Genomic DNA, 25938 nt, shown 5'->3' on the forward strand with positions numbered 1-25938 from the left:
TAGTGTGAAGTGGGGGACGCGTATGCGACAGACGAAATACAAAGCAGTACCATGGACGAAAGAACAATTCTACAATCGATATGTTGAACAGACGAATGGAACAGCGGGACACGTCTGGCTCGAAAGCGGCCGAATCGGACGGTATACGATGGCGGCGACTCGTCCTGTCGGATACGTCCGAACGAAGGACGGGATGACGACGATTGAGACAGATGGAAAAGTCGAGACGTCGACGGCGAATCCGTTTGATGTACTCGAACAGCTCCGCGTCGAACGTGAATCGATCCGACCGGATGGAATGCCACCTTTCTTTGGTGGATTTGCCGGTTACGTCAGTTATGATGCCGTCCGTTATTTAGAAAAGCTACCGGAGCGAGCGATGGATGATTTGCAAACACCCGATCTGTCATTTTACTGGTACGATGAAGTCGCCGTGTTTGATGAGGAAACGAAGCAATTGTTCATTGCCGTAACGCGAGACACAGTAGAAGAAGCAGAGCGAGTTCTTGAAACAGAAGTCGCGCGTTGGTGTATCGAGACGGAAGCACCTCAATTTTCAGCGACCGGTTCGTCCGGTGAGCGGGAACGGGCTTTTGGGCAGGAAGCCTTCATGACAGCGGCGCACCGGATTAAATCGTATATTGGGGACGGTGACGTCTTTCAAGTCAATTTGTCCGTCCGCCAACAAGAACCGCTTGGGACGACAGCGGAACATTTGTATGATGTATTACGACAAGTCAATCCTTCTCCGTACATGGGCTACTTTGCGGATGAAGATTTAACACTCGTGTCCGCCTCACCCGAGTTGCTCGTTGAAAAAATCGGTGATGCGTTAGCGACACGCCCGATTGCGGGAACACGGCCACGCGGGAAGGATGAAGCAGAGGATTTACGACTTGCGAAAACCTTACTCGATAACGAAAAAGAACGGGCAGAACATGTGATGCTTGTTGATTTAGAGCGGAATGATTTAGGACGCGTCAGTCGTTATGGTACGGTTCATGTCGATGAGTTGATGGTGATTGAGAAATACTCGCACGTGCAGCACATCGTCTCAAACGTCAGAGGGGAAGTAGCTCCGGAACACTCGGGGAGTCAGGTGCTTGCTGCGATGTTCCCAGGTGGTACGATCACTGGCGCACCAAAAATTCGGACGATGGAAATCATTGAAGAACTGGAACCGGTCCGGCGTGGTATCTATACCGGATCACTTGGCTTCATCAGTTGGGCGGATGATGTCATTTTCAATATCTTGATCCGGACACTCGTCGCAAAAGACGGGATGGCATATGTTCAAGCAGGTGCTGGAGTCGTCACAGATTCGGACGCAGCACGTGAATACGAAGAGTCACTTAGTAAAGCCAAAGCGTTATGGGTGACAAAAGAAACAGCGGAGGGAACGCAATGATTGTATTGATTGATAACTATGATTCCTTTACGTACAACTTAGTCCAGTATTTCGGCGAACTTGGGCAAGACATCCGGGTATTTCGCAACGACGCGATCACGCTTGCGGAAATCGAAGCGTTGCAACCGGATCATCTTGTCATCTCACCGGGCCCCTGTACGCCGAATGAAGCGGGAATCAGTCTAGAAGCGATTGCTTATTTTGCTGGAAAGGTACCGATTTTAGGTGTCTGTTTGGGTCATCAAGCGATCGGTCAAGTATTCGGGGGTAAAGTCGTCCGCGCGAAGGAATTGATGCACGGAAAAGTCTCGCCACTGACGCATGACGGACAAGGCATCTTTGAACGGATCCCACAAGCGACGCCGGTGACACGTTACCACTCGCTCGTCGTTGAACGCGAGACATTCCCGGAAGTACTTGAAGTAACAGCGGAAGCTGGCGGAGAAATCATGGCACTCCGTCACCGGACGTTGCCGATTCTCGGTGTCCAGTTCCATCCGGAAGCGATTTTGACACGAGACGGGAAACAGATGTTAAAAAATTTCTTGGAGTTGACGCATTATGTATCTCTGGCATGACGGAACCATTAAACGAGAAGAAGAGATAAGAATTTCCCCACTCGATCACGGATTCGTCTACGGGATGGGAGTATTCGAGACGTTTCGGACCTATAACGGACATCCGTTTTTGTTCGATGATCATATCGAACGCTTGCGGATGAGTTGTGTCGCACTCGGGATCCAGCTAGGATATGACCGGGAAGCCTTACGGCAAGCGATCCAAGATTTATATGACGCATATGAGGCGAACGATTTATACATTCGGTTGAATGTCTCGGCCGGTCCACGCGAGATCGGGTTATCGATCGATCCTTACGATACGCCGACCGTGTTGATCTATGCGAAACCGATCGCTCCGCGAAAACGAGCGGAACGGGCACTCGAGACGATTCGTTTACCGCGTAGTACACCGGAGACGACATACCGCTTGAAGTCGCATCATTACATGAACAATCTAGTGGCGAAACGCCAATTGTTCAATCCGGAAGCAGAAGGGCTGTTTTTGACGAAGGAAGGTCATGTCTGTGAAGGGATTACGTCAAATATTTTTTGGCGTTACGGAAGTACATGGTATACGTCACCGCTTGAGACCGGTGCACTGAACGGAATTACTCGTCAGTTCCTCATGCAACATGTACCGGTCGAAGAACGCCTGGCGTATTTACCACAGCTCGAAGAAGCAGACGAGATCATCTATACGAATTCCGTTCAGGAAGCGGTCGCGATTTCGTCACTTGACGGACGTCCTTTCCCCGGAATCAACGGATCAGGATATGCACAAATCATGACGCTGTTCGATCAATCCGTCGAACATGTGACGACAAGGAGGGAACAACGATGACCTACATCATGGGTATCTTGAATGTGACACCGGACTCCTTTTCGGACGGTGGACAATATGTCGATGTCGAACAAGCGATGCGGCAAGCGCGTCAGCTCATCGCGGACGGAGCGGATGCGATCGATGTCGGTGGAGAGTCGACACGACCGGGTGCAGCGTTCGTATCAGTCGAAGAAGAACTCGCTCGTGTTTTACCGATCATCAAGCGCATCAAACGAGAACTGAACGTCCTCGTGTCGATCGATACGTACAAACCGGTCGTCGCAGAAGCTGCTATTCAAGCAGGAGCGGACATCATCAACGATGTTTGGGGCTCGAAGTGGGGCGATCGTTCGATGGTCAACGTCGCAGCACGATACAGTGTCCCCATCATTTTGATGCATAACCGGGAGACGGCGCATGGGGAAGATATGCTTGCAGAAGTTCGGGCTGACCTTGAGGAATCAATCCGATTAGCGAAACAGGCAGGTGTAGCGGAAGAGCACATTTGGCTCGACCCGGGGATTGGGTTCATGAAGACGCATGAAGAGAACTTGTACCTAATGCGTCATCTATCGATCGTAACGGACTTCGGATATCCAGTTTTACTCGGAACGTCTCGTAAATCGATGATCGGTCTCGCGCTTGGATTACCGACGGAAGAACGAATCGAAGGAACGATTGCGACGGTTTGCTACGGGATTCAACAAGGATGCGACTGGATGCGTGTGCATGATGTCAAAGAAGTCAAACGGGCAGCGCGGATGATGGACATCATGTTGGCTGCGACGAAGGGGGAATAACGGTGGATCGAATTCACGTAACAGGAATGCGTTTTTATGGGTATCACGGTGTATTCGCAGAAGAGACGAAACTCGGTCAACGCTTTAATGTCGACTTATCGATCGGACTTGCATTGGCAGAAGCCGGTCGGACGGATGATTTGACGAAAAGTGTCAATTACGCCGAATTGTATGAAGCGACGAAACGTGTCGTCGAAGGAGAACCGCTCCAACTCGTCGAAGCCTTGGCGGATCGTATCGCAAAAGAAGTCTTTGCGTTAGATGAGCGAATTCAAGAAGCGTCGATCAAGGTCATCAAACCGGATCCGCCGATTGCCGGTCATTATGAACATGTGGCGGTCGAGATCAATCGCCTTCGGGAGGACTATGCATGAAGGAAGCTTATATTGCACTCGGTTCGAACATCGGTGATAAAGCGGCTCACTTAAGAGCAGCGATTGCTCGCCTAAGAGCGTTACCGTCCGTTCATGACGTAAAGACCTCTTCCATTTATGAGACTGTACCTGTCGGGTATCTAGATCAGGATTTATTCTATAATATGGTCGTCGCAGTTCGAACGACGGATGAGGCAGATGTCTTACTTGGACGACTGCAGGAAATTGAACAGCTAGAAGGACACGAGCGTCTGTTCAAAAATGGACCACGGACGCTTGACTTAGATATTTTGCTGTATGAGGAAGAACGCATTGACCTCGAAGGATTAACCGTTCCGCATCCGCGGATGCAAGAGCGGGCATTCGTTCTCGCACCATTACGTGAGCTCGCAGCAACATTCGTCGTACCTGGTCTTGGGCAAAGTGTCGAGCGGTTGTATCAGCAGTTACCGGAGACAGAACGAAACGGTGTGCGACGCTTAGGTGGTCTTTTAGAAGCGGAGGAACAATAATGGAATTTAACATTGGCGATGTCAAACTGAAGAATCAAGTCATCTTGGCGCCGATGGCAGGCGTCTGTAATCCGGCGTTTCGATTAATCGCAAAAGAATTCGGTGCAGGACTCGTCTGTGCGGAGATGGTCAGCGATAAAGGCATCTTGTATGAGAACGAACGGACGCTACAGATGCTCTATGTGGATGAGCGGGAAAAACCGCTGAGTCTTCAAATCTATGGTGGTTCAAAAGAGACGCTCGTTCAAGCAGCACGATATGTCGAAGCGAACACGAATGCCGACATCATTGATATCAATATGGGCTGTCCGGTTCCGAAAGTCACGAAAAGTGATGCTGGAGCGAAATGGTTGCTTGATCCCGATAAGGTGTATGAGATGGTCCATGCGGTAACGCAAGCGATCGATAAACCGGTGACGGTCAAGATGCGGACCGGCTGGGACAGTCATCACATCTATTGTGTCGATAATGTCAAAGCGGCAGAAGCGGGTGGTGCGAAAGCCGTTGCCGTCCACGGGCGAACACGTTCTCAAAAGTACGAAGGTGTCGCAGACTGGAACATCATTGGGGAAGCCAAAAAAGCGGTCAACATTCCAATCATCGGAAATGGAGATGTTCAGACTCCGCAAGATGCAAAACGGATGATTGACGAGATCGGCGTCGACGGTGTCATGATCGGACGGGCAGCTCTCGGGAACCCATGGATGTTGTATCAGACGATCCAGTATCTCGAATCAGGAACGCTTCCGGCAGAACCGACAGCGCGCGAGAAGATTGATATTTGTCTTTTGCACGCAACGCGACTGGTCGCGCTAAAGGGAGAAGAACTCGCCGTACGCGAAATGCGGACACACGTCGCTTGGTACTTGAAAGGAATGAAGGGGAACGGTCGCGTTCGCAATGCGTTGTTTAATATCGATACGCACGCGGGACTCGTTGAACTCTTACAGCAGTACTTGCGGACACTCGAAGAAGACGTAGCATATGCCTAACAGGTAAAGTATGGTCGGACAGAGTCGTTTTGTGGTACGCTAGTTGCATTGAAGATGAGCGTATCGGTTTTCTAAAGGGCTGTCGGTCATTCCGGCAGCTTTTTATTCGAGAGAATCGTCGTGAACCATTATTAAAAGGAGTGAAGACAGTGAGTCAGGATATGGAAATGAACGATCAAATGCAGGTGCGTCTCGGTAAGATGAACGCCATGCGTGAACAAGGTCTCGATCCATTCGGCGCACGTTTTGAACGTTCGACGGATACTGCGAGCATTCGTGCATCATTTGGTGAACATACAAAAGAAGAGTTGGCTGAACTGAAACCGGAAGTTGCCATCGCGGGTCGTGTCATGACGACACGTCGTAAAGGAAAGGTTAGCTTTACGAACGTCCAGGATGTACAAGGTCAAATTCAGTTGTATGTCCGTAAAGATGATGTCGGTGAAGATGCCTATGAGATCTATAAGACATGTGACTTAGGTGACATCGTCGGGATCCAAGGTTACGTGTTCAAGACGAATGTTGGTGAACTCTCTGTTCACGTCACAGCATTTACGTTATTAACGAAAGCGTTACGTCCACTTCCGGATAAATATCACGGATTAAAAGATATCGAACAACGTTACCGTCAGCGTTACCTCGACCTTATTACGAACCAAGAATCACGTGAGACATTCATCGCACGGAGTAAAGTCATTCGTGGAATCCGTCAATATCTCGATAACCTCGGATACTTGGAAGTCGAAACACCAATGTTGCACACGATTGCGGGTGGAGCATCGGCTCGTCCGTTCATCACGCATCATAATGCACTCGACATGACGCTTTACATGCGGATTGCGATCGAGCTCCATTTGAAACGTTTGATCGTCGGTGGACTTGAGAAAGTCTACGAAATCGGTCGTGTGTTCCGTAATGAAGGAATCTCAACACGCCATAACCCAGAATTCACGATGATCGAACTCTATGAAGCGTATGCGGATTATAAAGACATCATGAACTTAACAGAGAATCTGATCGCTCACGTCGCACAAGAAGTACTCGGTACGACACAAGTCACTTACGGAGAAGACGTCATCGATCTATCTGTCGGTTGGAAACGAGCACACATGGTAGATCTCGTTAAAGAAGCGACAGGTGTCGACTTCTTCGAACAGATTTCAAACGAACGTGCTCTTGAACTGGCACATGAACACGGTGTTGAAGTCCAGTCGCACATGACGACGGGACATATCTTGAATGAGTTCTTCGAACAAAAAGTAGAAGAAACACTAGTCCAACCAACATTCGTCTATGGTCACCCTGTTGAAGTATCACCGCTGGCGAAGAAAAATCCAGAGGATCCACGTTTTACGGATCGCTTTGAATTGTTCATCGTCCGTCGTGAGCATGCGAATGCCTTCACGGAATTGAACGATCCAATCGATCAACGTGAACGTTTCGAAGCACAACTCGTCGAAAAAGAAGCAGGAAACGACGAAGCACATGAAATGGATACAGACTTCATTGAAGCACTCGAGTACGGTATGCCGCCAACGGGTGGTCTTGGAATCGGGATCGATCGTCTCGTCATGCTGTTGACGAATGCGCCATCGATTCGTGATGTGTTACTCTTCCCGACGATGCGTCATCAACAAAATTAATGAGTAGAGCTCCGTTCCTTCTATACCTTATAGAAGGAACGGAGCGTTCTTTTTGAAGTCAATGTAGGGATAAACGAGTCAAAAAACGGGTAAATGAAAGTTTTTAAATGTTTTTCTAATAAAATGCTTGTACGATTCAAAAAGCCATGGTATATTACTTCTTGTGCCGCGAATGGTCGTGACACACAAAAATAAATATCAAAAAAGTTGTTGACAATCGAGTTGATAACTTGTTAAGATATTAAAGTTGCTGAAAACGACACGACGAACTTTGAAAACTGAACGATGAGGCAAAAATCGTATTCTACGGAATACAAACATGAATGAAGCGCAAGCTTCGTCAATCGTGACTTCGGTCACAAAAACGAGCAAGTCAAACACTTCATGGAGAGTTTGATCCTGGCTCAGGACGAACGCTGGCGGCGTGCCTAATACATGCAAGTCGAGCGCAGGAAACTGACGGAACTCTTCGGAGGGAAGGCAGTGGAATGAGCGGCGGACGGGTGAGTAACACGTAAGGAACCTGCCTCAAGGATTGGGATAACTCCGAGAAATCGGAGCTAATACCGGATAGTTCAACGGACCGCATGGTCCGCTGATGAAAGGCGCTTCGGCGTCACCTTGAGATGGCCTTGCGGTGCATTAGCTAGTTGGTGGGGTAACGGCCCACCAAGGCGACGATGCATAGCCGACCTGAGAGGGTGATCGGCCACACTGGGACTGAGACACGGCCCAGACTCCTACGGGAGGCAGCAGTAGGGAATCTTCCACAATGGACGAAAGTCTGATGGAGCAACGCCGCGTGAGTGATGAAGGTTTTCGGATCGTAAAACTCTGTTGTAAGGGAAGAACACGTACGAGAGGTAATGCTCGTACCTTGACGGTACCTTACGAGAAAGCCACGGCTAACTACGTGCCAGCAGCCGCGGTAATACGTAGGTGGCAAGCGTTGTCCGGAATTATTGGGCGTAAAGCGCGCGCAGGCGGCCTTTTAAGTCTGATGTGAAAGCCCCCGGCTCAACCGGGGAGGGCCATTGGAAACTGGAAGGCTTGAGTACAGAAGAGAAGAGTGGAATTCCACGTGTAGCGGTGAAATGCGTAGAGATGTGGAGGAACACCAGTGGCGAAGGCGACTCTTTGGTCTGTAACTGACGCTGAGGCGCGAAAGCGTGGGGAGCAAACAGGATTAGATACCCTGGTAGTCCACGCCGTAAACGATGAGTGCTAGGTGTTGGGGGGTTTCCGCCCCTCAGTGCTGAAGCTAACGCATTAAGCACTCCGCCTGGGGAGTACGGCCGCAAGGCTGAAACTCAAAGGAATTGACGGGGACCCGCACAAGCGGTGGAGCATGTGGTTTAATTCGAAGCAACGCGAAGAACCTTACCAACTCTTGACATCCCATTGACCGCTTGAGAGATCAAGTTTTCCCTTCGGGGACAATGGTGACAGGTGGTGCATGGTTGTCGTCAGCTCGTGTCGTGAGATGTTGGGTTAAGTCCCGCAACGAGCGCAACCCCTATCCTTAGTTGCCAGCATTTAGTTGGGCACTCTAGGGAGACTGCCGGTGACAAACCGGAGGAAGGTGGGGATGACGTCAAATCATCATGCCCCTTATGAGTTGGGCTACACACGTGCTACAATGGACGGTACAAAGGGCAGCGAGACCGCGAGGTGGAGCCAATCCCATAAAGCCGTTCCCAGTTCGGATTGCAGGCTGCAACTCGCCTGCATGAAGTCGGAATCGCTAGTAATCGCAGGTCAGCATACTGCGGTGAATACGTTCCCGGGTCTTGTACACACCGCCCGTCACACCACGAGAGTTTGCAACACCCGAAGCCGGTGAGGTAACCGCAAGGAGCCAGCCGTCGAAGGTGGGGTAGATGATTGGGGTGAAGTCGTAACAAGGTAGCCGTATCGGAAGGTGCGGCTGGATCACCTCCTTTCTAAGGAAAACGTCCCTTACGGGACATGCCCATCGTTCAGTTTTGAGAGCTCGTCTCTCAGTCTCGATAGAGACACTCGCACCTTGAAAACTGAAGACATCAACAAGACATCAAACTTTTAATTAACCATGTCATTTAAGACGTGTGTTCTTAGAATACCAACGCTAGATCAAGGTATGAAGGGCGTACGGTGGATGCCTTGGCACTAGGAGCCGATGAAGGACGCGACGAACAGCGATATGCTTCGGGGAGCAGTAAGTATGCTTTGATCCGAAGATTTCCGAATGGGGGAACCCACCATCTGTAATGGGATGGGACATGTTACATGAATACATAGTGTAGCGTGAGGCAGACCCGGGGAACTGAAACATCTAAGTACCCGGAGGAAGAGAAAGCAAATGCGATTCCCTGAGTAGCGGCGAGCGAAACGGGAACAGCCCAAACCGAAGAGCATGCTCTTCGGGGTTGTAGGACACTCTATACGGAGTCAAAAAGGAAGACAGTAGGTGAAGGACCTGGAAAGGTCGGCCGAAGAAGGTGACAGCCCTGTAGCTGAAACTGTTTTCCCTCCAGAGTGGATCCTGAGTACGGCGGGACACGTGAAACCCCGTCGGAATCCGGGAGGACCATCTCCCAAGGCTAAATACTCCCTAGTGACCGATAGTGAACCAGTACCGTGAGGGAAAGGTGAAAAGCACCCCGGAAGGGGAGTGAAATAGATCCTGAAACCGTATGCCTACAAGTAGTCAGAGCCCGTTAACGGGTGATGGCGTGCCTTTTGTAGAATGAACCGGCGAGTTACGATAACGCGCGAGGTTAAGCCGATGAGGCGGAGCCGTAGCGAAAGCGAGTCTGAACAGGGCGTTCAGTGCGTTGTCGTAGACCCGAAACCAGGTGATCTACCCATGTCCAGGATGAAGGTCAGGTAACACTGACTGGAGGTCCGAACCCACGCACGTTGAAAAGTGCGGGGATGAGGTGTGGGTAGCGGTGAAATGCCAATCGAACCTGGAGATAGCTGGTTCTCCCCGAAATAGCTTTAGGGCTAGCCTCGAGGTTGAGAGTTCTGGAGGTAGAGCACTGATTGGACTAGGGGCCCCCACAGGGTTACCGAATTCAGTTAAACTCCGAATGCCAGCAACTTATACTCGGGAGTCAGACTGCGAGTGATAAGATCCGTAGTCAAGAGGGAAACAGCCCAGACCGCCAGCTAAGGTCCCAAAGTGTATGTTAAGTGGAAAAGGATGTGGCGCTGCCTAGACAGCTAGGATGTTGGCTTAGAAGCAGCCACCATTCAAAGAGTGCGTAATAGCTCACTAGTCGAGTGGCGCCGCGCCGAAAATGTAACGGGGCTAAACATACCACCGAAGCTGCGGATTCCGTAAGGAATGGTAGGGGAGCGTTCCAAACCGCTGTGAAGCTGTACCGGAAGGAGCAGTGGAGCGTTTGGAAGTGAGAATGCCGGTGTGAGTAGCGAAAAGAGGGGTGAGAATCCCCTCCGTCGAAAGCCCAAGGTTTCCTGAGGAAGGCTCGTCCGCTCAGGGTTAGTCTGGACCTAAGCCGAGGCCGAAAGGCGTAGGCGATGGATAACAGGTTGATATTCCTGTACCGCCGATCCACCGTTTGAACAATGGGGGGACGCAGGAGGATAGTGACGCATGCGGATGGAAGTGCATGTGCAAGTTTCAAGACCGTCTGATTGGCAAATCCGTCAGGCACCAAAGTCAAGGAACGATGCGGAGTCCCGTAGGGACGTAGGTCACGATTTCACACTGCCAAGAAAAGCCTCTAGTGAGGGGGAAGGCGCCAGTACCGTAAACCGACACAGGTAGGCGAGATGAGAATTCTAAGACGCGCGGGATAACTCTCGTTAAGGAACTCGGCAAAATGGTCCCGTAACTTCGGGAGAAGGGACGCTCTACATGAGTAGAGCCGCAGTGAATAGGCCCAAACGACTGTTTAGCAAAAACACAGGTCTCTGCTAAATCGCAAGATGACGTATAGGGGCTGACGCCTGCCCGGTGCTGGAAGGTTAAGGGGATGGGTTAGCGCAAGCGAAGCTTTGAACCGAAGCCCCAGTAAACGGCGGCCGTAACTATAACGGTCCTAAGGTAGCGAAATTCCTTGTCGGGTAAGTTCCGACCCGCACGAAAGGCGTAACGATTTGGGCACTGTCTCAACGAGAGACCCGGTGAAATCATAGTACCTGTGAAGATGCAGGTTACCCGCGACAGGACGGAAAGACCCCATGGAGCTTTACTACAGCCTGATATTGAGGCTTTGTGCATGATGTACAGGATAGGCGGGAGACGTCGAGCCCGGAGCGCCAGCTTCGGAGGAGTCACCCTTGGGATACCGCCCTTCATGCATAGAGTCTCTAACTCGCAGCCGTCATCCGGCTGGAGGACCGTGTCAGGCGGGTAGTTTGACTGGGGCGGTCGCCTCCTAAACAGTAACGGAGGCGCCCAAAGGTTCCCTCAGAATGGTTGGAAATCATTCGTAGAGCGCAAAGGCAGAAGGGAGCTTGACTGCGAGACCTACAAGTCGAGCAGGGACGAAAGTCGGGCTTAGTGATCCGGTGGTTCCGCATGGAAGGGCCATCGCTCAACGGATAAAAGCTACCCTGGGGATAACAGGCTGATCTCCCCCAAGAGTCCACATCGACGGGGAGGTTTGGCACCTCGATGTCGGCTCATCGCATCCTGGGGCTGGAGTAGGTCCCAAGGGTTGGGCTGTTCGCCCATTAAAGCGGTACGCGAGCTGGGTTCAGAACGTCGTGAGACAGTTCGGTCCCTATCCGTCGTGGGCGCAGGAAATTTGAGGAGAGCTGTCCTTAGTACGAGAGGACCGGGATGGACGCACCGCTGGTGTACCAGTTGTTCCGCCAGGAGCATCGCTGGGTAGCTACGTGCGGACGGGATAAATGCTGAAAGCATCTAAGCATGAAGCCCCCTCCAAGATGAGATTTCCCTTTGAGTAATCAAGAAAGACCCCTCAGAGACGATGAGGTAGATAGGTCACGGGTGGAAGCATGGCGACATGTGGAGCTGAGTGATACTAATCGGTCGAGGCCTTGTTCTAGCAGATGCTTGTTGATGACTTCAGTTTTGAGGGCGCGAGCCTTTCAAAAAAACGAAAAAAAAGTCTTGACGTTATGTGAACATAATGTTAAGATAATAAATGTCTGGTGGCGATAGCCAAGTGGTCACACCCGTTCCCATGCCGAACACGGAAGTTAAGCACTTGAACGCCGAAAGTAGTTGGGGGCTTCCCCCTGTGAGGATAGGACGCTGCCAGGCGATACATATGGAGGATTAGCTCAGCTGGGAGAGCACCTGCCTTACAAGCAGGGGGTCGGCGGTTCGATCCCGTCATCCTCCACCATTTTTTATTACACTTGCCGGTGTAGCTCAGCTGGTAGAGCAACTGACTTGTAATCAGTAGGTCGCGGGTTCGACTCCTGTTGCCGGCACCATCTTTATCTTCAATGATCACCAGAATTCAATTATGAATGAAGGTTCTACCTTTTATATCCCTGCCGGGGTGGCGGAACTGGTAGACGCACAGGACTTAAAATCCTGCGGGGGTTTCCCCGTGCCGGTTCGATTCCGGCCCTCGGTACCATTTTCATTTTGATGTTTGCTGTTTGATCCTTATATTCCGCACCCTTAGCTCAGCTGGATAGAGTACTTGACTACGAATCAAGGGGTCGGGAGTTCGAATCTCTCAGGGTGCATTTTCGGGAAGTAGCTCAGCTTGGTAGAGCACTTGGTTTGGGACCAAGGGGTCGCAGGTTCGAATCCTGTCTTCCCGACCATCTTCAATTTCATCCCTTTAATGGGGCCTTAGCTCAGCTGGGAGAGCGCCTGCCTTGCACGCAGGAGGTCAGCGGTTCGATCCCGCTAGGCTCCACCATTTTTATGACGAACTTTGAAAACTGAACGATGAGGCAAAAATCGTATTCTACGGAATACAAACATGAATGAAGCGCAAGCTTCGTCAATCGTGACTTCGGTCACAAAAACGAGCAAGTCAAACACTTCATGGAGAGTTTGATCCTGGCTCAGGACGAACGCTGGCGGCGTGCCTAATACATGCAAGTCGAGCGCAGGAAACTGACGGAACTCTTCGGAGGGAAGGCAGTGGAATGAGCGGCGGACGGGTGAGTAACACGTAAGGAACCTGCCTCAAGGATTGGGATAACTCCGAGAAATCGGAGCTAATACCGGATAGTTCAACGGACCGCATGGTCCGCTGATGAAAGGCGCTTCGGCGTCACCTTGAGATGGCCTTGCGGTGCATTAGCTAGTTGGTGGGGTAACGGCCCACCAAGGCGACGATGCATAGCCGACCTGAGAGGGTGATCGGCCACACTGGGACTGAGACACGGCCCAGACTCCTACGGGAGGCAGCAGTAGGGAATCTTCCACAATGGACGAAAGTCTGATGGAGCAACGCCGCGTGAGTGATGAAGGTTTTCGGATCGTAAAACTCTGTTGTAAGGGAAGAACACGTACGAGAGGTAATGCTCGTACCTTGACGGTACCTTACGAGAAAGCCACGGCTAACTACGTGCCAGCAGCCGCGGTAATACGTAGGTGGCAAGCGTTGTCCGGAATTATTGGGCGTAAAGCGCGCGCAGGCGGCCTTTTAAGTCTGATGTGAAAGCCCCCGGCTCAACCGGGGAGGGCCATTGGAAACTGGAAGGCTTGAGTACAGAAGAGAAGAGTGGAATTCCACGTGTAGCGGTGAAATGCGTAGAGATGTGGAGGAACACCAGTGGCGAAGGCGACTCTTTGGTCTGTAACTGACGCTGAGGCGCGAAAGCGTGGGGAGCAAACAGGATTAGATACCCTGGTAGTCCACGCCGTAAACGATGAGTGCTAGGTGTTGGGGGGTTTCCGCCCCTCAGTGCTGAAGCTAACGCATTAAGCACTCCGCCTGGGGAGTACGGCCGCAAGGCTGAAACTCAAAGGAATTGACGGGGACCCGCACAAGCGGTGGAGCATGTGGTTTAATTCGAAGCAACGCGAAGAACCTTACCAACTCTTGACATCCCATTGACCGCTTGAGAGATCAAGTTTTCCCTTCGGGGACAATGGTGACAGGTGGTGCATGGTTGTCGTCAGCTCGTGTCGTGAGATGTTGGGTTAAGTCCCGCAACGAGCGCAACCCCTATCCTTAGTTGCCAGCATTTAGTTGGGCACTCTAGGGAGACTGCCGGTGACAAACCGGAGGAAGGTGGGGATGACGTCAAATCATCATGCCCCTTATGAGTTGGGCTACACACGTGCTACAATGGACGGTACAAAGGGCAGCGAGACCGCGAGGTGGAGCCAATCCCATAAAGCCGTTCCCAGTTCGGATTGCAGGCTGCAACTCGCCTGCATGAAGTCGGAATCGCTAGTAATCGCAGGTCAGCATACTGCGGTGAATACGTTCCCGGGTCTTGTACACACCGCCCGTCACACCACGAGAGTTTGCAACACCCGAAGCCGGTGAGGTAACCGCAAGGAGCCAGCCGTCGAAGGTGGGGTAGATGATTGGGGTGAAGTCGTAACAAGGTAGCCGTATCGGAAGGTGCGGCTGGATCACCTCCTTTCTAAGGAAAACGTCCCTTACGGGACATGCCCATCGTTCAGTTTTGAGAGCTCGTCTCTCAGTCTCGATAGAGACACTCGCACCTTGAAAACTGAAGACATCAACAAGACATCAAACTTTTAATTAACCATGTCATTTAAGACGTGTGTTCTTAGAATACCAACGCTAGATCAAGGTATGAAGGGCGTACGGTGGATGCCTTGGCACTAGGAGCCGATGAAGGACGCGACGAACAGCGATATGCTTCGGGGAGCAGTAAGTATGCTTTGATCCGAAGATTTCCGAATGGGGGAACCCACCATCTGTAATGGGATGGGACATGTTACATGAATACATAGTGTAGCGTGAGGCAGACCCGGGGAACTGAAACATCTAAGTACCCGGAGGAAGAGAAAGCAAATGCGATTCCCTGAGTAGCGGCGAGCGAAACGGGAACAGCCCAAACCGAAGAGCATGCTCTTCGGGGTTGTAGGACACTCTATACGGAGTCAAAAAGGAAGACAGTAGGTGAAGGACCTGGAAAGGTCGGCCGAAGAAGGTGACAGCCCTGTAGCTGAAACTGTTTTCCCTCCAGAGTGGATCCTGAGTACGGCGGGACACGTGAAACCCCGTCGGAATCCGGGAGGACCATCTCCCAAGGCTAAATACTCCCTAGTGACCGATAGTGAACCAGTACCGTGAGGGAAAGGTGAAAAGCACCCCGGAAGGGGAGTGAAATAGATCCTGAAACCGTATGCCTACAAGTAGTCAGAGCCCGTTAACGGGTGATGGCGTGCCTTTTGTAGAATGAACCGGCGAGTTACGATAACGCGCGAGGTTAAGCCGATGAGGCGGAGCCGTAGCGAAAGCGAGTCTGAACAGGGCGTTCAGTGCGTTGTCGTAGACCCGAAACCAGGTGATCTACCCATGTCCAGGATGAAGGTCAGGTAACACTGACTGGAGGTCCGAACCCACGCACGTTGAAAAGTGCGGGGATGAGGTGTGGGTAGCGGTGAAATGCCAATCGAACCTGGAGATAGCTGGTTCTCCCCGAAATAGCTTTAGGGCTAGCCTCGAGGTTGAGAGTTCTGGAGGTAGAGCACTGATTGGACTAGGGGCCCCCACAGGGTTACCGAATTCAGTTAAACTCCGAATGCCAGCAACTTATACTCGGGAGTCAGACTGCGAGTGATAAGATCCGTAGTCAAGAGGGAAACAGCCCAGACCGCCAGCTAAGGTCCCAAAGTGTATGTTAAGTGGAAAAGGATGTGGCGCTGCCTAGACAGCTAGGATGTTGGCTTAGAAGCAGCCACCATTCAAAGAGTGCGTAATAGCTCACTAGTCGAGTGGCGCCGCGCCGAAAATGTAACGGGGCTAAACATACCACCGAAGCTGCGGATTCCGTAAGGAATGGTAGGGGAGCGTTCCAAACCGCTGTGAAGCTGTACCGGAAGGAGCAGTGGAGCGTTTGGAAGTGAGAATGCCGGTGTGAGTAGCGAAAAGAGGGGTGAGAATCCCCTCCGTCGAAAGCCCAAGGTTTCCTGAGGAAGGCTCGTCCGCTCAGGGTTAGTCTGGACCTAAGCCGAGGCCGAAAGGCGTAGGCGATGGATAACAGGTTGATATTCCTGTACCGCCGATCCACCGTTTGAACAATGGGGGGACGCAGGAGGATAGTGACGCATGCGGATGGAAGTGCATGTGCAAGTTTCAAGACCGTCTGATTGGCAAATCCGTCAGGCACCAAAGTCAAGGAACGATGCGGAGTCCCGTAGGGACGTAGGTCACGATTTCACACTGCCAAGAAAAGCCTCTAGTGAGGGGGAAGGCGCCAGTACCGTAAACCGACACAGGTAGGCGAGATGAGAATTCTAAGACGCGCGGGATAACTCTCGTTAAGGAACTCGGCAAAATGGTCCCGTAACTTCGGGAGAAGGGACGCTCTACATGAGTAGAGCCGCAGTGAATAGGCCCAAACGACTGTTTAGCAAAAACACAGGTCTCTGCTAAATCGCAAGATGACGTATAGGGGCTGACGCCTGCCCGGTGCTGGAAGGTTAAGGGGATGGGTTAGCGCAAGCGAAGCTTTGAACCGAAGCCCCAGTAAACGGCGGCCGTAACTATAACGGTCCTAAGGTAGCGAAATTCCTTGTCGGGTAAGTTCCGACCCGCACGAAAGGCGTAACGATTTGGGCACTGTCTCAACGAGAGACCCGGTGAAATCATAGTACCTGTGAAGATGCAGGTTACCCGCGACAGGACGGAAAGACCCCATGGAGCTTTACTACAGCCTGATATTGAGGCTTTGTGCATGATGTACAGGATAGGCGGGAGACGTCGAGCCCGGAGCGCCAGCTTCGGAGGAGTCACCCTTGGGATACCGCCCTTCATGCATAGAGTCTCTAACTCGCAGCCGTCATCCGGCTGGAGGACCGTGTCAGGCGGGTAGTTTGACTGGGGCGGTCGCCTCCTAAACAGTAACGGAGGCGCCCAAAGGTTCCCTCAGAATGGTTGGAAATCATTCGTAGAGCGCAAAGGCAGAAGGGAGCTTGACTGCGAGACCTACAAGTCGAGCAGGGACGAAAGTCGGGCTTAGTGATCCGGTGGTTCCGCATGGAAGGGCCATCGCTCAACGGATAAAAGCTACCCTGGGGATAACAGGCTGATCTCCCCCAAGAGTCCACATCGACGGGGAGGTTTGGCACCTCGATGTCGGCTCATCGCATCCTGGGGCTGGAGTAGGTCCCAAGGGTTGGGCTGTTCGCCCATTAAAGCGGTACGCGAGCTGGGTTCAGAACGTCGTGAGACAGTTCGGTCCCTATCCGTCGTGGGCGCAGGAAATTTGAGGAGAGCTGTCCTTAGTACGAGAGGACCGGGATGGACGCACCGCTGGTGTACCAGTTGTTCCGCCAGGAGCATCGCTGGGTAGCTACGTGCGGACGGGATAAATGCTGAAAGCATCTAAGCATGAAGCCCCCTCCAAGATGAGATTTCCCTTTGAGTAATCAAGAAAGACCCCTCAGAGACGATGAGGTAGATAGGTCACGGGTGGAAGCATGGCGACATGTGGAGCTGAGTGATACTAATCGGTCGAGGCCTTGTTCTAGCAGATGCTTGTTGATGACTTCAGTTTTGAGGGCGCGAGCCCGATCGTCTGGTGACGATAGCCAAGTGGTCACACCCGTTCCCATGCCGAACACGGAAGTTAAGCACTTGAACGCCGAAAGTAGTTGAGGGCTTCCCCCTGTGAGGATAGGACGTTGCCAGGCACTTGACCGATCTGCAGATTGCAGGTCGGTCTTTTTGTGTTTTATAAAAAGCCTTATCAGTTGCATTTCTTTTTTTAGATGATTACTATTAAATCAAACAATAGTCAAAGATGGTCAGAGAGGTGGTGCCAATGCAAAACATCACAGATATCATCGAAGCCTATTTAAAGCAAATTTTACACGACGAAAAGACGATTGAAATCAAACGTCAAGAAATTGCACAGCGTTTTGACTGTGTTCCATCACAAATCAACTACGTCATCAATACTCGTTTTACGGTCGAAAAGGGTTATTTCGTTGAAAGTAAACGGGGTGGCGGTGGATACATTCGGATTCAAAAAATCGTTGTGCTCGATAGTCACGATCTATTAGATGAAGTCAGTTCATGGATCGATGATCATTTGACGGAACAAGCTGCAGAAGATTATTTGATTCGTTTGATGAACGAACAATTACTGACGCGGCGGGAAGCTATTTTGATTCAATCGCTGTTGCAAAAAGAGAGTTTGCCAATGGCGGTCGAAGATCAACACCGGATGCGTGCCCACTTGATGCGGACGCTTCTTCAAACCATGAAGCGACTCTAGTCGTCGGACATTGGAGGAATGCATGATGCGTTGTCAACGATGTGGCGAACGAGAAGCAATCGTCCGTGTCAAACTTCCACAAGAATCGGAAACCGATGAGAAGTTCTTATGCTCGGTTTGTGTGCGGGAGTTAGCACGTGAATATCAAGGGACGGCGTGTCCGTCTTGCGGTATGACCCGTCAACAATTGCTTCATCTTCGTAAAGTCGGTTGCCCGACTTGTTATTCATTTTTTAAAGACGAAGTCGACGGCATGGTTCGTCAGTTCCAACACGGTCATACGCAACACTATGGCTCACGACCTGATGAGGAATCCGTGGAAAAACGATTGAACCAGCAGCTCAGTCGACTGAAAGAACAACTCAATCGCAAAATCTTAGCAGAAGACTATGAAGAAGCAGAAATCATAAAACAACAGATTGAAAGTGTCGAGGAGGATTTGCGTCATGTTTGAAGAGTTGCTCCAACACCCTTTAAGCGAATCGATGAATCAATCTTCTCCCTTTGACGACATCGTCGTTTCGACACGGATCCGATTGGCGCGCAATACGACACGTTATCCGTTCTCAACGATGTTGTCAGAAGCACAAGCCAATGCGCTCATTGACGAGACGGAACGCCAACTAAACGGGATGAAAGGGTTTCGGTTTGGTCGCGTCGATCAGGCGGATGTCCTGACTCGAACCGCTTTAGTAGAAAAGCATCTAATCAGTCCGGCGTTAGCGAGTCATCCACGGACAGGACTCTTCATCAGTGAAGATGAGCAGATCAGTGTCATGGTCAATGAAGAGGATCATTTCCGGATTCAGACGTTATTACCGGGACTTCAACTTGAAGAAGCGTTTCGGATCGCAAAACAAGTCGATCGCTTGATCAGTGAACGATTTAAAATTGCTTTTGATGACACGCTTGGTTATTTAACGACATGTCCGAGTAACGTCGGAACAGGTCTTCGTGCTTCCGTGATGTTGCATTTACCGGGACTGGTCCTGACGAATCAGATTCAAGGCTATATCAAACACTTACGACAGCTTGGATTCGCGATTCGTGGGCGTTACGGCGAGGGAAGCGATGCATCTGGTCGTATGTTTCAACTGTCGAACCAACGGACGCTTGGGGCAAGCGAGGATATGCTAATCACGGACTATCAATTTGCCGTTGAAGCATTAATTGAAGCAGAACAGGCAGCACGAAAAGGATTATTGGAGATGTATCAAGAAGAACTAGAGGACAGACTATATCGTTCCTATGGCATCCTGACATCAGCTCGACTGATTACAGCGCGGGAAGCAACGGAACGACTATCGGATGTCCGCTTAGCAGATAGTCTGGGACTAGAGGTCAATCTTCCTCCAAATCTTTTTCATCAACTGCTCGTATCACTACAAACAGGTTTTCTACAAAAGCATTTCGGGAAACAATTAACATCTAGAGAACGGGACATCGAACGGGCGAAACGAATCCGGACGATGTTAACCGAACAGACAAACAGGGATCACACACAAGGAGGTTTTGCATAATGATGTTTGGACGATTCACAGAACGTGCACAACGTGTATTGGCACTTGCTCAAGAAGAGGCAGTACGGTTGGGGCACCACAATATCGGAACAGAACACATTTTACTCGGACTTGTACGTGAAGGAGACGGAATCGCTGCGAAAGCCTTAACAGCACTCGGTCTCAGTTCAGATAAAATTCAAATGGAAGTCGAAGCATTGATCGGTCGCGGACAAGATGGTGCAACGACGATTCACTATACACCACGTGCGAAAAAGGTCATCGAGTTATCAATGGATGAGGCACGTAAACTTGGTCACTCTTACGTTGGGACAGAACACCTCTTGCTCGGATTGATTCGAGAAGGAGAGGGCGTTGCTGCTCGTGTCTTGAATAACTTAGGCATCAGTCTTTCAAAAGCCCGTCAGCAAGTACTCCAGTTGCTCGGGAACAGCGAAACGACAGCAAACGCGTCGCAAGCAGGTTCAGGTGTCGCAACACCTACACTTGATGGTCTTGCTCGTGATTTGACACAACAAGCGCGCGAAACACGTCTTGACCCAGTTATCGGTCGAGCGAAAGAAATTCAACGCGTCATCGAAGTCTTAAGCCGCCGGACGAAGAATAACCCGGTCTTGATCGGGGAACCAGGGGTCGGTAAAACGGCTGTCGTCGAAGGTCTCGCTCAACAAATCATCAACAACGAAGTGCCGGAGACGTTACGCAATAAACGTGTCATGGTACTCGACATGGGAACACTCGTCGCTGGTACGAAATACCGTGGTGAATTCGAAGATCGTTTGAAAAAGGTCATGGATGAGATTCGTCAAGCGGGGAACATCATTCTCTTCATCGATGAGTTGCATACATTGATTGGAGCGGGTGGAGCAGAAGGTGCGATCGATGCATCGGACATCCTTAAACCATCACTCGCACGAGGCGAACTTCAGTGTATCGGAGCAACGACTCTTGATGAGTACCGGAAATACATCGAAAAAGATGCGGCACTCGAACGTCGTTTCCAACCGATCCAAGTCGCAGAGCCAACGACGGATGAAGCAACACAAATCCTATTTGGTCTTCGCGATCGTTATGAAGCACACCACCGTGTGACGATCACAGACGAAGCAATCCAAGAAGCCGTCACATTGTCGGATCGATACATTTCGGATCGTTTCCTTCCGGATAAAGCGATCGATTTGATCGATGAAGCGGCATCAAAAGTTCGTTTACGCTCGTATACAGCACCACCGAACTTAAAAGAAGTCGAAGCAAAACTCGAAGGTATCCGTAAGGACAAGGATGAAGCTGTCCAAAGCCAAGAGTTTGAAAAAGCAGCAAGTCTTCGTGACACAGAACAAAAATTACGCGATGAACTTGAGCGTTTGAAAGAGGAATGGCAGAATAAACAAGGCAATGAAAAACTTGAAGTCACAAAAGATGACATCGCACAAGTTGTTGCCAACTGGACAGGTGTACCGGTCACGAAGATCGCGGAAGAAGAGACGGATCGTCTCCTTCGTCTCGAAGAAATCCTTCACGATCGTGTCATCGGTCAAAACGAAGCCGTTAAATCGATTTCAAAAGCCATCCGCCGCGCACGTGCTGGACTCAAAGATCCAAAACGTCCGATCGGTTCGTTCATCTTCCTCGGCCCTACTGGGGTTGGTAAAACAGAACTCGCACGCGCTGTTGCCGAAGCGATGTTCGGAGATGAGGATGCGATCATCCGGATCGACATGTCAGAGTACATGGAGAAACATGCAACGAGCCGTCTCGTCGGTTCACCTCCAGGATATGTCGGTTACGAAGAAGGCGGTCAATTAACGGAAAAAGTTCGCCGGAAACCGTATTCGGTCATCTTACTTGATGAAATCGAGAAGGCGCACCCAGAAGTCTTCAACATTCTCTTGCAAGTACTTGATGATGGACGCTTAACAGACTCGAAAGGTCGGACGGTTGATTTCCGTAACACGATCATCGTCATGACATCGAACGTCGGTGCAAGTGCCCTTAAACGGAATAAATATGTTGGATTCGCTGTTTCTGAAGATACGGATCGCGAATACAAAGACATGAAAGATAAAGTCATGGAAGAACTCAAACGGGCATTCCGTCCAGAGTTCTTGAACCGGATTGATGAAACGATCGTCTTCCACTCACTCGAGAAACAACACATCGAAGAGATCGTGAAGTTGATGGCGAAAACCCTTGAAAAACGTTTGGCTGAACAGGAAATTCATTTCGAATTGACACCAGCTGCCCTCTCGAAGATCGCTGATATCGGGTACGATCCAGAGTACGGCGCACGTCCAATCCGTCGTGCCCTTCAACGGGAAGCGGAAGACCGGTTGTCAGAAGCATTGCTCGCAGGCGATATCCAAAAAGGAGAACGTGTTGCGCTTGATGTCGAAGAGAACGAATTCATCGTTCGCCGGAATCACGTGAGTTCTGCCGCAACGGAATAAGCACTGAGCACAGGGCCAGCTTTCGCACTTTCTGAGCGAAGCTGGTCCTTTTTTTGAAACAGAAAGGATGAATCGATTGGCTAAGTTAAAAACAAAATTCGTTTGTCAAAGCTGTGGGACCGAATCACCGAAATGGATGGGACGTTGTTCCGGGTGCGGGGAATGGAACACGATGGTCGAAGAAGTCGTCGAAGAGAAAAAAGGACGGCGCGGTGCCGCTTTCGTTCATACGACGACAAAACAATTGAAGCCAGAGCGTCTCGCGAACATCGTCTCGCAAGAAGAGAGTCGCGTCTTTACCGGAAGTGGTGAATTCGACCGTGTCCTCGGAGGAGGTATCGTTCCAGGTTCGATGGTGCTTGTTGGAGGAGACCCAGGGATCGGGAAGTCGACAATCTTGCTGCAGACGAGTGCACGCCTTGCTCAACGTGGCGAAAAAGTGCTCTACATCTCAGGGGAAGAATCGCTTAAACAAACCAAATTGCGCGCGGAACGGCTTGGCTTACCGACACAAGATTTGTTCGTCCTCAGTGAGACGGATATGAACATGATTGAACGTGTCGTCGATGAAGAACAGCCACGTTTTTTAATCATCGACTCGATTCAAACCGTCTACATCGATGAAATCCAGTCCGCACCCGGCAGCGTGACACAGGTACGTGAATGTACGGCGATGCTGATGAAAATTGCGAAGAGTCGCGGTATTGCTATCTTCATCGTCGGTCACGTCACGAAACAGGGTTCGATTGCTGGACCACGTTTACTGGAGCACATGGTGGATGCCGTCTTGTATTTCGAAGGCGAACGTCACCATACGTTCCGGATTCTGCGTGCCGTCAAAAACCGATTTGGTTCAACGAATGAAATCGGAATTTTTGAGATGCGGGAGTCCGGTCTTGAAGAGGTCTTGAATCCGTCAGAAATTTTCCTCGAGGAACGGACATCCGGTGTATCTGGTTCGACGATCGTCGCTTCCATGGAGGGGACACGGACGGTCCTCGTTGAACTACAAGCGTTGATTTCACCGACGTCATTCGGGAATCCAAGACGGATGGCGACCGGAATCGATCAAAATAAGGTTGCCTTATTGATGGCTGTTCTTGAGAAACGGTCGGGTCTTCTCTTACAAACACAAGATGCCTACCTCAAGGCAGCCGGTGGTGTGAAGCTTGATGAACCTGCGATTGACTTGGCGGTTTGTGTTGCGATTGCTTCTAGTTTCCGTGACAAACCGACGCGTCCGACGGATGTCGTGATTGGTGAAGTCGGATTGACAGGTGAGGTTCGCCGTGTATCGCGGATCGAACAACGTGTAGCAGAAGCAGCTAAACTTGGTTTCACACGCGCCATCATTCCGAAAAACAACTTGGGTGGTTGGACGTATCCGGATGGAATTACGGTCGTTGGTGTCGAGAGTGTGGACGAAGCATTACGTGAAACAATTCCGTTTTAAACTGGAATGACGCAAAAAATGGGGGAACTGTAATGGATATGTAAACAGTTTCCCCTCCTTCCGGCGTAGGTAGTTCAAATCAGTACATGTTACAATGAACTTAAAATAAGCAAAGGAGGTGAGAAGATTGAAAATCGTCATTCGGGTATTTTTTGCATTACTCGGACTTGCCCTCGGGATTTTGTTGCTGCCTCAGTTCTTCCAATTAATTGAAACGGCAACGAATACGACATTCCCCGCCTGGTTGATGAGCGAATACGTAACTGGAACGATTGGTGCACTCATATTCTTATTAATTGGATTATTCATTACGGATTCGGTAATTCGACTTCTCCGATTTTTAGAAGAACGACTCGTCAAAGCCCCAGTGCCAGATCTCTTTTTTGGAACATTTGGTTTGTTGATCGGGTTGGTACTGGCTTTCCTTGTTAGTACATTGATTGATTTAGTAGGTATTCCTGTCCTCAGTAACGTCTTAACGATTTTCGTGACCGCGTTATTCGGATATCTCGGCTTTACGGTCGGGTATCGTAAACGTCATGAATTGACGAAAATCTTCTTACGCAGCAACCAAAGTGAGAAAAAAGCAACACCTGAAGTCGTCGTTCCAGTTAAATCAAACAGCAAGGTACTTGATACGAGCGTCATCATCGACGGACGAATTACGGATATCACGAAAACCGGCTTCGTCGAAGGAAAACTGATCGTCCCGCAATTCGTTATCGGTGAGTTGCAGTACATCGCGGATTCTTCCGATACGTTGAAACGAAACCGTGGACGTCGTGGACTTGATGTCTTAAAAGAGTTACAAGACATCCCTGGAGTCGAGGTCGAAATTTATGACGGCGATTTCGAGGATGTACCGGAAGTCGATATTAAGCTAATTAAACTCGCGGAACTCGTCAAAGGCATCGTCGTCACGAACGACTATAACTTGAACAAAGTCTGTGAAGTCCGACATGTTCCTGTTCTCAACATCAATGATCTGGCGAATGCCGTCAAACAAGTCGTCATTCCAGGAGAAGAGATGACCGTCCTTGTCATCAAGGAAGGGAAAGAACAAAAACAGGGCATCGCTTATCTCGAAGATGGGACGATGGTCGTCGTCGAAGGAGGCAAACACCTCATTTCGAAAACGATTGGTGTCGTCGTCACGAGTGTCTTGCAGACGTCAGCTGGACGAATGATTTTTGCGAAACCACAAGAAAAATGAGACACTATGCCTAGAGAGACATCGAGAGGCATTCGGATAGACCCCGCAACGGATTCGATTTCATGATCGAGTCCGTTTTCGGTGTGATGGAATGAATCACGATGATCAGTGAGAGAGAAAAGAGGGAATGGGATGTCTACAACCACCTATCGCGTCGTCATCCCCGCTGCCGGTGCCGGTAAGCGGATGGGCGCAGATCGTAATAAATTGATGCTTGAACTGAGAGACCGTCCAATCATCGCTTGGACACTAGATGTCTTCGAGGCAGATCCAGCTTGTACGGAAATCGTCCTCGCGATCAATCCACTAGAACAGGAATGGTTTACAAGTATTATCGCGTCTTATAAGACATCGATTAAACTTGTCACGGGTGGTGCCGAACGTCAGGAAAGTGTGCTCCGTGGTCTTGAGGCGTTAGAAGGCGAAGGAATTGTTCTGATCCATGATGGTGCCCGACCGTTCATTTCACAAGCAGCGATTCATGCGGTCGTCCAGGCGGCAGCTTTGGATCAAGCAGCGATTCTTGCCGTGCCGATCAAAGACACCGTCAAACGGATTGAAGCGAACCACATCAGCGAGACCGTTCCGCGGGAGCACCTGATGGCAGCCCAGACACCGCAAGCGTTTGATCTTGCGACGATTCGTACGGTTCATGAAAAAGCGGCAACGAAATACCTAGGAACCGACGATGCAAGTTTGATAGAATGGGACGGAGGAAAAGTAACGATCGTCCACGGTCACTACGAAAATATCAAGATGACGACACCGGACGATCTTTGGTTCGGTGAAGCGATTCTAATGAAACGAGGGAAATGAC

Annotated in this window: 15 protein-coding genes, 6 tRNA genes and 6 rRNA genes; all 27 read left to right on the forward strand. The window is 50.4% G+C overall.

What is annotated here, in order from left to right:
• Window positions 1-22 precede the first annotated feature (22 nt).
• The 27 genes from P401_RS0114755 to ispD all read left to right on the forward strand — a co-directional run bounded on the left by P401_RS0114755 (window position 23) and on the right by ispD (window position 25937).
• Entirely contained in the window at window positions 23-1408 is a 1386-nt protein-coding gene (locus tag P401_RS0114755) for an anthranilate synthase component I family protein (RefSeq protein WP_029343064.1), read from the forward strand.
• On the forward strand, window positions 1405-1986 hold the full coding sequence (locus P401_RS0114760; RefSeq protein ID WP_029343065.1) for an anthranilate synthase component II: 582 nt from the start codon (window positions 1405-1407) through the stop codon (window positions 1984-1986). Before P401_RS0114755 ends, P401_RS0114760 begins: the two co-directional genes overlap by 4 nt.
• On the forward strand, window positions 1970-2809 hold the full coding sequence (locus P401_RS0114765) for an aminotransferase class IV (RefSeq protein ID WP_029343066.1): 840 nt from the start codon (window positions 1970-1972) through the stop codon (window positions 2807-2809). The genes P401_RS0114760 and P401_RS0114765 overlap by 17 nt, the downstream gene beginning before the upstream one ends.
• Window positions 2806-3591, forward strand: coding sequence for a dihydropteroate synthase (gene folP / locus P401_RS0114770; RefSeq protein ID WP_029343067.1), 786 nt, complete (start codon window positions 2806-2808; stop codon window positions 3589-3591). The genes P401_RS0114765 and folP overlap by 4 nt, the downstream gene beginning before the upstream one ends.
• Window positions 3592-3593: 2 nt before the next feature.
• Window positions 3594-3965 (forward strand): dihydroneopterin aldolase, encoded by a 372-nt coding sequence (folB, locus tag P401_RS0114775; protein ID WP_029343068.1) that lies wholly within the window; start codon window positions 3594-3596, stop codon window positions 3963-3965.
• Window positions 3962-4477, forward strand: a complete 516-nt coding sequence (gene folK, locus P401_RS0114780) for a 2-amino-4-hydroxy-6-hydroxymethyldihydropteridine diphosphokinase (RefSeq protein ID WP_029343069.1) — start codon at window positions 3962-3964, stop codon at window positions 4475-4477. Before folB ends, folK begins: the two co-directional genes overlap by 4 nt.
• Complete coding sequence (gene dusB, locus P401_RS0114785; protein WP_029343070.1) at window positions 4477-5469, forward strand: tRNA dihydrouridine synthase DusB; 993 nt, start codon at window positions 4477-4479, stop codon at window positions 5467-5469. The genes folK and dusB overlap by 1 nt, the downstream gene beginning before the upstream one ends.
• A 161-nt stretch (window positions 5470-5630) precedes the next feature.
• Window positions 5631-7112 (forward strand): lysine--tRNA ligase, encoded by a 1482-nt coding sequence (gene lysS, locus P401_RS0114790; protein WP_152548215.1) that lies wholly within the window; start codon window positions 5631-5633, stop codon window positions 7110-7112.
• Window positions 7113-7493: 381 nt separating this feature from the next.
• A 16S ribosomal RNA gene (locus P401_RS0114795) occupies window positions 7494-9055 on the forward strand.
• Between the two features lie 167 nt (window positions 9056-9222).
• A 23S ribosomal RNA gene (locus tag P401_RS0114800) occupies window positions 9223-12136 on the forward strand.
• A 102-nt stretch (window positions 12137-12238) separates the two neighbouring features.
• A 5S ribosomal RNA gene (gene rrf, locus P401_RS0114805) occupies window positions 12239-12354 on the forward strand.
• A 9-nt stretch (window positions 12355-12363) separates the two neighbouring features.
• Window positions 12364-12439 (forward strand) — tRNA-Val (locus P401_RS0114810).
• 15 nt (window positions 12440-12454) lie between these two features.
• Window positions 12455-12530 (forward strand) — tRNA-Thr (locus P401_RS0114815).
• A 62-nt stretch (window positions 12531-12592) separates the two neighbouring features.
• Window positions 12593-12679 (forward strand) — tRNA-Leu (locus P401_RS0114820).
• 38 nt (window positions 12680-12717) lie between these two features.
• Window positions 12718-12791: transfer RNA gene (locus tag P401_RS0114825), tRNA-Arg, on the forward strand.
• A 4-nt stretch (window positions 12792-12795) separates the two neighbouring features.
• Window positions 12796-12872, forward strand: a tRNA-Pro gene (locus P401_RS0114830).
• A gap of 22 nt (window positions 12873-12894) precedes the next feature.
• Window positions 12895-12970 (forward strand) — tRNA-Ala (locus tag P401_RS0114835).
• 125 nt (window positions 12971-13095) lie between these two features.
• Window positions 13096-14657, forward strand: a 16S ribosomal RNA gene (locus P401_RS0114840).
• A 167-nt stretch (window positions 14658-14824) separates the two neighbouring features.
• Window positions 14825-17738, forward strand: a 23S ribosomal RNA gene (locus P401_RS0114845).
• A gap of 47 nt (window positions 17739-17785) precedes the next feature.
• Window positions 17786-17901 (forward strand): 5S ribosomal RNA (gene rrf, locus P401_RS0114850).
• Together the 16S, 23S and 5S rRNA genes with 6 tRNA genes alongside form the textbook arrangement of a ribosomal RNA operon.
• 131 nt (window positions 17902-18032) lie before the next feature.
• The gene (locus P401_RS0114855) at window positions 18033-18488 is read left to right on the forward strand and encodes a CtsR family transcriptional regulator (protein ID WP_029343072.1); all 456 of its coding nucleotides are present in this window, start codon (window positions 18033-18035) and stop codon (window positions 18486-18488) included.
• A gap of 25 nt (window positions 18489-18513) precedes the next feature.
• A complete protein-coding gene (locus P401_RS0114860) occupies window positions 18514-18942 on the forward strand; it encodes a hypothetical protein (RefSeq protein WP_029343073.1) in 429 nt (142 codons plus the stop codon).
• Entirely contained in the window at window positions 18935-20008 is a 1074-nt protein-coding gene (locus P401_RS0114865; RefSeq protein ID WP_029343074.1) for an ATP--guanido phosphotransferase, read from the forward strand. The genes P401_RS0114860 and P401_RS0114865 overlap by 8 nt, the downstream gene beginning before the upstream one ends.
• A complete protein-coding gene (gene clpC, locus P401_RS0114870) occupies window positions 20008-22455 on the forward strand; it encodes an ATP-dependent protease ATP-binding subunit ClpC (protein WP_029343075.1) in 2448 nt (815 codons plus the stop codon). The genes P401_RS0114865 and clpC overlap by 1 nt, the downstream gene beginning before the upstream one ends.
• Before the next feature lie 76 nt (window positions 22456-22531).
• Entirely contained in the window at window positions 22532-23908 is a 1377-nt protein-coding gene (gene radA, locus P401_RS0114875) for a DNA repair protein RadA (protein ID WP_029343076.1), read from the forward strand.
• A gap of 127 nt (window positions 23909-24035) precedes the next feature.
• Entirely contained in the window at window positions 24036-25121 is a 1086-nt protein-coding gene (locus tag P401_RS0114880; protein ID WP_029343077.1) for a PIN/TRAM domain-containing protein, read from the forward strand.
• 132 nt (window positions 25122-25253) lie between these two features.
• The gene (gene ispD / locus P401_RS0114885; RefSeq protein WP_029343078.1) at window positions 25254-25937 is read left to right on the forward strand and encodes a 2-C-methyl-D-erythritol 4-phosphate cytidylyltransferase; all 684 of its coding nucleotides are present in this window, start codon (window positions 25254-25256) and stop codon (window positions 25935-25937) included.
• The last annotated feature ends 1 nt before the right edge of the window (window position 25938 follow it).

Origin of the sequence: Exiguobacterium acetylicum DSM 20416 (assembly GCF_000702605.1) — a bacterium.
GTDB lineage: Bacteria > Bacillota > Bacilli > Exiguobacteriales > Exiguobacteriaceae > Exiguobacterium_A > Exiguobacterium_A acetylicum.